Origin of the sequence: Streptomyces europaeiscabiei, from assembly GCF_001550375.1 — a bacterium.
Classification (GTDB): domain Bacteria; phylum Actinomycetota; class Actinomycetes; order Streptomycetales; family Streptomycetaceae; genus Streptomyces; species Streptomyces europaeiscabiei.
Map to the genome: position 1 here is coordinate 1 of NZ_LRTR01000059.1, position 9,796 is coordinate 9,796.

Genomic DNA, 9,796 nt, shown 5'->3' on the forward strand with positions numbered 1-9,796 from the left:
GCTCCGCCGGCCGGGCCGTTGTGCGCCGCTGGTGTGCCGGGTCTGGGGTGCCGGGTCCGGTGTGCCGGGTCTGGGGTGCAGGGTCCGTCGCGGGCTGCCGGTCCGCCGCGGACTGGTCCGTCGCGGGCTACCGGTCCGCCGCGGACTGGTCGTCCCCACGCGGCGGAGCCGCACACGGACACGGCCCCGCGCCGCTTCGGGGCTCCTCGGCTCGGCTCAGTCGGAAAGGGAGACCAGTTCCCTCTCCAGGCCCCTGCCCCGCTTCTCCACCACCGCCGACGCGACGTCCGACAGTTTGCGGTTGGTGCCCTGGGAGATGCGGCGCAGGACGGTGAACGCGGTGTCCGCGTCGCAGCCGAGGACGTGCATGACCATGCCGCAGGCCTGGTCGACGACGGGCCGGGAACGCAGGGCGGCGCCGAGTTGGTCGAGTTCGGTGAGGGCGGCCCGGTAGGAACGGTCGCGGACGATGCAGGTCGCGGCGAGGTCGCCGAGGGCGCGGGCCGGGCCGTGCGGGGCGTCCTTCAGGGTGTGGGGGCGGAAGCTGTAGAGGCTGAGGGTCACGGTGAGGCCGGCGCGCCTGAAGGGGAGCGTGACACTGGAACGTACGCCCGCTTCGAGGGCCACGGCCCGGTACGCCGGCCAGCGTTCCTCGCGCAGCAGGTCGGCGGAGTCGACGGGCCCACCGCACTCCAGCGCGTCCGGGATCGGCCCGTCGCCCGAGCGCAGTTGCACCGCGACCAGTCCGGCGAGGTCGGGGTGGGTGACCGCGGCGGGACGCTCGGTGCCGCAGTCCGACACGATGCTGCTGGCGCCACAGCAGTCGCTGGTGCAACGGGCGGCCTGTTCGACGAGTTCGGAGAGCCTCCTGCCCGGATGGGCGGATTCAGCCGATTCCCGCCCCACACGGCCGAGTTGTTCGCTGTCCGGCATGATGCACACCTCCTCCTCCGGTCGCCTTCCCGGTCGCCCGCGCGGAAAACGAATCTCGCGCGTTCTGGAATTCGCCACCCTCTTCAACCCCTCCCGGGCCAGGCGTTACGTTCATCGCATGACGCAGACGGACGAATTCGGTGAGGAACTCGCGGATTTCGTCCGCCGTGTGGCGGAACTCAAGGCGGCCCGCTCGGTGCCGACGGGCGATCTCCCGACGGTGCTGGAGGCAGCGATCTTCGAACTCGACCACGTGGCCGACCAGTTGTGGCCCTGGTACGAGCGGCTCACCACGTCGGGACCGGTCGGCGGTACCTCATCCGCAGCGCAGGAGCACCAATTACTGAAGGCCGTCTTCCAAAGCCTGCCGCTGCCCGTGCTGTTGGTGGACCGCGAGACGGTGGTGCGCCGCATCAACCAGGCCGCGACCGCCTTCACCGGCGTGCGGTCGGGCTATGCGACGGGCCGTCCGCTCAGCGGGTTCCTCGCCCACGCCGACCGGGGCGCGTTCCGCTCCCAGGCCGCGGCCGTGGCCCGTGGCGAGGGCGACCGCAGTCTCGACGTACACCTCCAGCAGCGCCCCTCGATCCCGGTGCGTGCCACGCTCACCGCGCTGCGCCCCGGCAGCGAGCCACGCAACACCGTGCTGGTCACCCTGCAGCCCGCCGGACTCCAGATGCCCACCGTCGAGCCCCTCCGCCCCCTGCCCAACCTCACCGAGACCACCCGCCACGCGGCCCTGATGGACCTCGTCGACGCGATGACCACGGCTCTGCTCGACGCCCCCGACGGCGCGGCCCTCGACCGGGCGGCCCGTGTCCTGCACGGCCGTTTCGCCGACTGGGTGGTCGCCGACACCACGGCCTCCGGTCTTCTCGCGCGGACGACGGTTCTGGCCCCCTCCGAGGAGGAGGCGAAGCTCCTGGAGGCCCAGGATCCCACCACCTGCCCCCTCGTCGTCGCCGTCGCCCGGGGCGGCTCCCCCGAGCTCCGGATCCGCCCCGCCGACCCCGACGCCTTCGGCCACGACCGTTCCGGCGCCCCCGTCCTCGTCAGAGCGGACGTGACGTCCCTGCTGGCGGTGCCCCTGCCGGCCCCGGACGGCCGCGTCGAGGGTGTCCTCACCCTTTTCCGCTCAGGAGCCCGTCTGGCCTTCTCGATGGCCGAGGCGCAGGCGATGGACACGATGTCCCGCCATGTGGCACTGGCCATGCGACGCCCGGCCCAGGGGCGGAGCACTACGCGACGTCCCGCATCACCTGGTCACGCATCCGGTCGCAGCACCGGCTGATCAACCGGGACACATGCATCTGGGAGATCCCCAGCTGCTCGGCGATCCGGCTCTGCGTCATGTCCCCGAAGAACCGCATGTACAGGATGGCCCGCTCCCGCTCCGGCAACGCGGCCAGCCGGGGCTTCACGGCCTCCCTGTCCACCACCGTGTCCAGCGCGGGGTCGGCGGCCCCCAGCGCGTCGCTGAGCGAGTACCCGTCCTCGCTTCCCGGCAGCTCCGCGTCCAGCGACAGCGCCGTGAAGCTCTCCAGGGCTTCGAGCCCGACCTGGACGTCCTCCTCGCTCATGTTCGCTTGCTTCGCGATCTCCGCGATGGTGGGCCGCCGCCCGGAGATCGTCTGGGACAGGTCCTGACTGGCGAACCGCACGCGATTGCGCAGGTCCTGGACCCGGCGCGGCACATGCAGGGTCCACATGTGGTCCCGGAAGTGCCGCTTGATCTCGCCGGTGATGGTGGGGACCGCATAGCTCTCGAAGGCGTTTCCGAGCTCGGGGTCGTAGCGGTCGACGGCCTTGACCAGGCCGAGCGACGCGACCTGACGGAGGTCCTCGTAGCTCTCGCCACGGCTCCGGAACCGTCCCGCGAGCCGTTCGGCCATGGGAAGCCACGCCTCGATGATCTGGTCACGCAGACTGTCCCGCTGTTGACCGGGGGGAAGAGCGGCAAGCCTGCGGAAGGCTTCCGCGGTGTCGGGGGCGTCGTCGTGGGGGTGGGGCTTCGCCTGAGTACGCATGGTGCGTCGCAACTCCCTGGATGGTGCTTCTGGGATGGACGGTCACCGTGGGGGGCGCGGACGTGACAGGAAACGACACACCCGTGATGGAAAGATCGCCTCTTCCACGGACGTGCCTCCTGTCCGAAGCACTGTTATGCGCCTGCCCCGGATCATGCACGGCAAACACATTCGGGGTTTTCCCTTTTCCCTGAGGGTGACTCGCTCGGGAGGTCACACCCCGGGAGGTCCAGTATGAGCACCACGGTCGCCGATCACATCTTGCGGAGGCTGCGCGAATGGGATGTCGAACAAGTATTCGGCTACCCGGGCGACGGCATCAACGGGCTCCTCGCGGCCTGGGGGCGGGCCGAGGACCGGCCACGGTTCATCCAGTCGCGGCACGAGGAGATGTCCGCGTTCCAGGCGGTCGGCTACGCGAAGTTCTCCGGCCGGCTCGGAGTGTGTGCGGCGACCTCGGGTCCCGGCGCGATCCACCTGCTCAACGGCCTGTACGACGCCAAGCTCGACCATGTTCCGGTGCTCGCGATCGTCGGCCAGACGCACCGCAGCGCGATGGGCGGCTCCTACCAGCAGGAGGTCGACCTGCACACCCTGTTCAAGGACGTGGCCTCGGACTTCGTCGAGACGGTCACCGTGCCCGAGCAACTGCCGAACGTCCTCGACCGGGCGATCCGCACCGCGTACGCCCGCCGGGCGCCGACGGCCGTCATCGTCCCCGGTGACGTGCAGGAGCTGGAGTACTCGGCGCCGACCCACGAGTTCAAGATGGTCCCCTCCAGCCTGGACCGCGGGTCCTGGACGACTGCGCCCTCGACGGAGTCCGTAGAGCGGGCGGCCGAGATCCTGAACGCCGGGGACAAGGTCGCGATCCTCATCGGGCAGGGCGCCGCCGGAGCCCGCGCCGAGGTCGCGCGGATCGCCGAACTGCTCGGTGCGGGCGTCGCCAAGGCACTCCTCGGCAAGGACGCGCTGAGCGACGAACTGCCGTACGTCACCGGCTCGATCGGTCTGCTGGGCACCCGCCCCTCGTACGAGCTGATGCGCGACTGCGACACGCTCCTGACCATCGGCTCGTCCTTCCCGTACTCGCAGTTCCTGCCGGACTTCGCCAAGGCCCGTGCCGTGCAGATCGACATCGACCCGCACATGATCGGGATGCGCTACCCGTACGAGGTGAACCTGATCGGGGACGCGAGGGCGACGCTGGAGCGGCTGATCCCGCTGATCGATCCGGAACGGGGCCGGGAGTGGTTCGACGAGGTGTGCGCGGGCGTGGCTCGCTGGCGCGAGGTGACGGCGCGCCGGGCGGAACTGTCGGCCGACCCCATCAACCCGGAGCTGGTGGCCCACGCCCTCGATGCGCTGCTGCCGGACGACGCGATCATCTCCTCCGACTCCGGTTCGGCGGCGAACTGGTACGCCCGGCACATCACCATGCGGGACGGCATGCGCGGATCACTGTCGGGGACGCTGGCGACGATGGGCTGCGGGGTGCCGTACGCGATCGGCGCGAAGTTCGCGCACCCCGACCGTCCGGCGATCGCCCTGGTCGGGGACGGGGCGATGCAGATGAACGGCATGGCGGAGCTGATCACGGCGGCCAAGTACCAGGACCGGTGGGAGGATCCGCGGCTGGTGGTGGCCGTCTGGAACAACCACGACCTGAACCAGGTGACGTGGGAGCTGCGGGCGATGGGCGGGGAGCCGTCCTTCCTGCCCTCGCAGGAGCTGCCGGACGTCCAGTACGCCGCCTTCGCGCGCTCCCTGGGGCTGACCGGCATCCGGGTGGAGAAGCCGGAGGACGTCGAGGCGGGCTGGCGCGCGGCGCTGGCGGCCGACGGTCCTGCGGTCGTCGAGTTCCTCACCGACCCGGCAGTGCCGCCGATCCCGCCGCACGCCACCTGGGAGCAGATGGAGGCCACGGCCGCCTCGGTCCTCAAGGGCGACGCCGACCGGGCGTCCATGGTCAAGCAGGGCTTGAAGGCGAAGATGCAGGAGTTCCTGCCGGGCAACCGGGAGAAGGGCAGGGGCCGCAAGCAGTCGTGAACGGCCGGGAGTCGCGCCCGGTGGCCCTGGGCCCCCGCCGCCCGCTCCGGCATTCACCTGTCCGGCGGATCGGTACGGTCTGTTGCGGCCGGTCGGTCCGCTCGACGGGTGGCGGCACCGTCTCCTCGTGGCGGCCGGGCGTCGGCGGGACGCCCGGCACCAGCAGCGGAATGATCACAGTGACAGCCGCCATGAGTCCGTTCCTTCCCCGGGGGTGTGCCGCGTCCGTGTCGTTGCCGGGTGCTCGGGTACGCGAGGGGCCACGAACCATTTGGAAGGGGAGTCATGCAGCGAGGCAGCGACCGACACAGCGCCCACCGCGACGACGAGATGAAGCAGGAACTGCAGGGGATGCTCCGTTCGGGGCATCCCACACGGACGGCGGAGTGGCACGACCCGGAGCCCTACGCCGAGGACGACCCGGAGGTCACGTACGGGCCGGTGACGCCGAACCGTGCGCCCGCCCGGGTGGAGGTCCTGCAACTGGAGCTGGCCCGGGTCCTGGGCCGTACGTCCTTCCCGGCGGGCCCCGCCGAACTGGTCCGTGTCCTGCGGGGCCGGCACGCCCCGGACGCACTCGTGGAGCCCCTGGAGCGGCTGCCGCGCACGGCGCGCTACGAGTCGGTGCACCGGCTCGCGGAGGCGGTGGTCGACGCCGAGGACGAAACCGGCGGTGCCGCGCGGCCCTCGGCGGACGGCACGCAGTCCGCACACGGGCGGGACACATAGGGGCTTTGCCGGGAGGTGGCCCGATGAGCGAGGGACCAGGCCGAGGAAAGGAGACCGAGCAGCCATGCGTATCGCATTCCTGACCGCACCCGAGGGTGTCGAGCAGATCGAGCTGACCGAGCCCTGGCAGGCGGCGAAGGACGCCGGACACGAGCCCGTACTGGTGTCGACCAAGCCCGGTCGGGTGCAGGCCTTCGACCATCTCGACAAGGCGGACACGTTCTCCGTGGACGCCGTGGTGGGCGAGGTACCGGCCGAGTCGTTCGACGCGCTGGTCCTGCCTGGCGGGGTGGCCAATCCGGACTTCCTGCGCCTGGACGGGCGGGCCGTGTCGTTCGTCCGGGAGTTCTTCGAGCGGGGCCGTCCGGTCGCGGCGATCTGTCATGCGCCGTGGACACTGGTCGAGGCGGACGTGGTCCGCGGCCGGGTCCTGACCTCGTGGCCGAGCCTGCGCACAGACATCGGCAACGCGGGCGGCACCTGGGTCGACGAGCAGGTGAAGATCTGCGACCACGGTCCGGGCAAGCTGGTCACCAGCCGCAAGCCGGACGACCTCAAGGCGTTCTGCGAGGCGTTCCTCGACGTGTTCTCCCAGGAGGCCGCCTGACGAGCGCGCCCATGGACCGCAAGCGGCAACAGCACGGGGCCGCCCACCCGGACGACCCGGCGTCGGGCCCCTCCCCACCGACCAGTGTGTGGCCGTCGGCCACACCGACGACTCCCTGGCCGTGGGCGAGGACAGGCCGACCCTGACGGAGGACTTCCACCGCCCTCCTCGTCGACCAACGCCCACGCCCTGTGCTTCGTCCGCGATGCCTACCGCCACGGCAAACCGATCGGCGCCCTCGGCTCCGACGTCGGCATCGTCGCCGGTCCGCACCCCTAGGGCGTACGCCTCTCCTCCGAGCTCCACCACGTGGAGACGGACCGGGGCGTCGTGACGGACACGGCCCGGGGCAGGGCGGACGACGAGGACTGCGCCAGCAGGTTCATGGCGGCGACAGCGGTCCACCGTCACCGGGACCACCCACCGACGCACCGCTGACAGCGACGGCCGGAGGGCCGGGCCCGCCCTGGAGGGCCGGCCCGGCCCTCCAGGGGGCGCGAGGGCCACCAGGCCCCAGCTCCGAACCGCTCGCTAGGGCCTCCGCCCGAGCAGACACAACAACCGCGTCTGCGCGTCGGCCCCCGCCGGCGGGGTCACCCGCGCCCCGAACAACCCGCTCTTCTCCAGCTCCCCCGCGTACGGCGTGACCTCATCCACGGCGAACGACACCAGCTCACCGGGCAGCCGCTCGTCGAAGCCGATCGCCCGCGACAGATCCCACGCGTGCACGACGAGATCGGCGACCATCTGCGCGCAGTAGGAAGTCACAGGAGTGTCCCCGTACGACAGATGAACCGTGCGGTCGAGCGCACCGGGCGCCGCGAACGCCTCCCGCGCGGAGTGCGCCGCCGTGTCCCAGGAGGCCGCGGGGTCCGGCCCCAGCAGGTCCCCCTCGAACGTGTCGCCGACCTCTTCGATCATGCAGCCGTCCCGCACCAGCGAGGGCACCCACAGCTGCTCGGACACGAGATGGTTGACGAGGTCACGGACCGACCACTCGACGCAGGGCGTCCCCACCCCCCACTGGTCGTCACGGACGGCATGCACCCGCGCACCGAAGAGATCCTGGGCCTCCGCGTGCCGGTCGAGCAGCGCACGCGTACGCGCCTGCGTCGTCATGTCGTCGCCGGTCCTCGATCCCGCGCGCCCTCGCGTGTGCGTCCCGGGACGACCTGCCGGCGCGCGTGGCGGCGCAGGTACTCGCCCTCCAGTTGCGCCATGCGTTCGTTGTGGGTGCGCAGTGCCTCGGTCGAACCGTGCAGCAGCGTGTCGTGACGCGTGCGGTGGATCGACTCCAGCTCCTTCATCAACTGCTGGTCGTCCAGCTGGTCCGGGTGCACTCCGGTCATGGTGGTACCCCGATCTTCGTCGCGCTTCTCCCTCCACTGTACGAAGATCCCTGGCCCCGGGCTTCTGCGTACGCCGTACGGAGCCGGACGCGACACGCCCGCCGGGGCCCGTGGGGCCAGTGGGGCCGGTGGGGTCAGCGGGCGCGCTCCACCCGCCGCTCGTCCCACACCGGCTCCGGCGTCTCCCGTACGCGACCGTCGGAGCCGAAGACGAGGTAGCGGTCGAACGAGCGAGCGAACCAGCGGTCGTGGGTGACAGCGAGCACGGTGCCCTCGAAGGCCTCCAGACCCTCCTGCAGGGCCTCCGCCGACTCCAGGTCGAGGTTGTCGGTGGGCTCGTCGAGCAGCAGGGCCGTGACGCCCTGGAGCTCCAGGAGCAGGATCTGGAAGCGGGCCTGCTGGCCGCCGGAGAGACGGTCGAAGGACTGCTCGGCCTGCTTGGTCAGCTCGTAGCGGCGCAGCCGGGACATGGCCGCGCCCCGGTCCTGGGCGTGTTCCTTCCACAGGATGTCGAGCAGCGTCCGCCCTTCCAGCTCCGGGTGGGCGTGCGTCTGCGCGAAGTGTCCCGGCACGACCCGGGCGCCGAGCTTCCACTCCCCCGTGTGAGCCACGTCGCCGTCGGCGAGCAGCCGCAGGAAGTGGGACTTGCCCGAGCCGTTGGAGCCGAGGACGGCGACCCGTTCGCCGTAGAAGACCTCCAGGTCGAAGGGTTTCATCAGCCCGGTGAGTTCGAGTCCCTTGCAGGTGACGGCCCGCATGCCCGTACGTCCGCCCTTGAGCCGCATCGTGATGTCCTGCTCGCGCGGCGGCTCCGGGGGCGGACCGGCCTCCTCGAACTTGCGCAGCCGGGTCTGGGCGGCGCGATAGCGGGAGGCCATGTCGGGGCTGTTCTCAGCGATCTGCCGGAGCGTCAGCACCAGCTTCTTGAGCTGGGCGTGCTTCTCGTCCCAACGCCTGCGCAGCTCCTCGAAGCGCTCGAACCGCTTCGCCCGCGCCTCGTGGTAGGTGGCGAACCCGCCGCCGTGCACCCAGGCGTCCGCGCCCGCCGGCCCCGGCTCCACGCTCACGATCTTCTCGGCGGAGCGGGACAGCAGCTCCCGGTCGTGCGACACGAAGAGCACGGTCTTGCGGGTCTCCGCCAGCCGCTCCTCCAGCCACCGCTTGCCGGGTACGTCGAGGTAGTTGTCGGGCTCGTCGAGGAGGAGCACCTGGTCGGTGCCGCGCAGCAGCGCCTCCAGCACGAGCCGCTTCTGCTCACCGCCGGAGAGCGTCCGCACCTGCCGCCACTGCGCCTTCTCGTACGGCACGCCGAGCGCGGCCGAGGTGCACATGTCCCACAGCGTCTCCGCCTCGTAGCCGCGTACCTCGGCCCAGTCGGAGAGGGCCTGCGCGTACTTCAGCTGGGCCGCCTCGTCGTCCACGGTCATGAGCCCGTGCTCGGCGGTGTCGACCGCCTTCGCGGCCTCCCGGATCCTCGGCTGCGCCACCGACACCAGCAGGTCCCGCACGGTCGTCTCGTCCCGGACGGACCCCACGAACTGCCGCATCACCCCGAGCCCCCCGGTGACGGTCACCGATCCGCCGTGCGGCTTCAGCTCGCCGGAGATCAACCGCAGCAACGTCGTCTTCCCGGCCCCGTTGGGCCCGACCAGCGCGACGACCGCCCCTTCCCCCACCCGAAAGGACACGTCCCCGAGCAGAGCCCTCCCGTCCGGCAGGTAGTACTCCAGATGAGCGGCTTCGAGATGTCCCATGGGGCGCATTGTCCGAGGCAGGGGAACGACCGAGCAAATCCATTTCCCGACCTGCCCGGTTCCGGCGGGATCGGCCCCTGCCGCCAACGGCACCCCGCCCGACACGCTTGTGCCCTCATGGGGTACCCGTGGACACATGACCCCAGACGTCGACCTCACCGTCCGCCCCCCGGGCCACCACATCCTCCGTGACCGCTTCCTCGCCGCGGACAGCCGCCTGTTCAACGCGGTGGCGACCCGCGACTGGCCGGGCGCGCACCCCCTCCTGCCCAAGCTGAGCCGCGCCGCGAACCACGGCGTGCTGTGGTTCGCCACGGCGGCGGCGATCGCGGCGACGCGGAGTCCGAG

10 protein-coding genes and 1 pseudogene are annotated in these 9,796 nt (G+C 71.3%); 6 read left to right on the top strand and 5 right to left on the bottom strand.

Features of this window, described 5'->3' with window-relative positions; genetic code table 11:
- Positions 1-216: 216 nt before the first annotated feature.
- Complete coding sequence (locus tag AWZ10_RS02685) at positions 217-933, bottom strand: ANTAR domain-containing response regulator (protein ID WP_052769466.1); 717 nt, start codon at positions 931-933, stop codon at positions 217-219.
- Positions 934-1,051: 118 nt separating this feature from the next.
- On the opposite strand from AWZ10_RS02685, the gene AWZ10_RS02690 reads away from it, so the two are divergent.
- On the top strand, positions 1,052-2,224 hold the full coding sequence (locus AWZ10_RS02690) for a PAS domain-containing protein (RefSeq protein WP_107417366.1): 1,173 nt from the start codon (positions 1,052-1,054) through the stop codon (positions 2,222-2,224).
- Here AWZ10_RS02690 and AWZ10_RS02695 read toward each other — a convergent pair.
- A complete protein-coding gene (locus AWZ10_RS02695) occupies positions 2,172-2,960 on the bottom strand; it encodes an RNA polymerase sigma factor SigF (RefSeq protein WP_046702768.1) in 789 nt (262 codons plus the stop codon). The genes AWZ10_RS02690 and AWZ10_RS02695 overlap by 53 nt on opposite strands.
- A 234-nt stretch (positions 2,961-3,194) precedes the next feature.
- Between AWZ10_RS02695 and AWZ10_RS02700 the strand changes: the two genes are divergently transcribed.
- From AWZ10_RS02700 to AWZ10_RS53415, 4 genes are all read left to right on the top strand, one after another.
- Complete coding sequence (locus AWZ10_RS02700) at positions 3,195-5,009, top strand: thiamine pyrophosphate-requiring protein (protein WP_060890352.1); 1,815 nt, start codon at positions 3,195-3,197, stop codon at positions 5,007-5,009.
- 285 nt (positions 5,010-5,294) lie between these two features.
- Positions 5,295-5,738 carry a DUF2795 domain-containing protein gene (locus tag AWZ10_RS02705; RefSeq protein WP_060890353.1) on the top strand — a complete coding sequence of 148 codons (444 nt, stop codon included), beginning with the start codon at positions 5,295-5,297 and terminating at the stop codon, positions 5,736-5,738.
- A 64-nt stretch (positions 5,739-5,802) separates the two neighbouring features.
- Positions 5,803-6,345, top strand: a complete 543-nt coding sequence (locus AWZ10_RS02710) for a type 1 glutamine amidotransferase domain-containing protein (RefSeq protein WP_046702771.1) — start codon at positions 5,803-5,805, stop codon at positions 6,343-6,345.
- Positions 6,346-6,429: 84 nt separating this feature from the next.
- The gene (locus tag AWZ10_RS53415) at positions 6,430-6,624 is read left to right on the top strand and encodes a hypothetical protein (protein WP_244172360.1); all 195 of its coding nucleotides are present in this window, start codon (positions 6,430-6,432) and stop codon (positions 6,622-6,624) included.
- Positions 6,625-6,876: 252 nt separating this feature from the next.
- Here the strand turns inward: AWZ10_RS53415 and AWZ10_RS02715 are convergent, their stop codons facing one another.
- From AWZ10_RS02715 to AWZ10_RS02725, 3 genes are all read right to left on the bottom strand, one after another.
- A complete protein-coding gene (locus AWZ10_RS02715) occupies positions 6,877-7,464 on the bottom strand; it encodes a TIGR03086 family metal-binding protein (protein ID WP_060890354.1) in 588 nt (195 codons plus the stop codon).
- Complete coding sequence (locus tag AWZ10_RS02720) at positions 7,461-7,694, bottom strand: DUF6158 family protein (RefSeq protein WP_046702773.1); 234 nt, start codon at positions 7,692-7,694, stop codon at positions 7,461-7,463. The genes AWZ10_RS02715 and AWZ10_RS02720 overlap by 4 nt, the downstream gene beginning before the upstream one ends.
- Positions 7,695-7,828: 134 nt before the next feature.
- Positions 7,829-9,448, bottom strand: coding sequence for an ABC-F family ATP-binding cassette domain-containing protein (locus AWZ10_RS02725; RefSeq protein WP_060890355.1), 1,620 nt, complete (start codon positions 9,446-9,448; stop codon positions 7,829-7,831).
- 136 nt (positions 9,449-9,584) lie between these two features.
- On the opposite strand from AWZ10_RS02725, the pseudogene AWZ10_RS02730 reads away from it, so the two are divergent.
- Positions 9,585-9,796: pseudogene (locus AWZ10_RS02730) on the top strand (phosphoesterase); the annotation flags it as partial.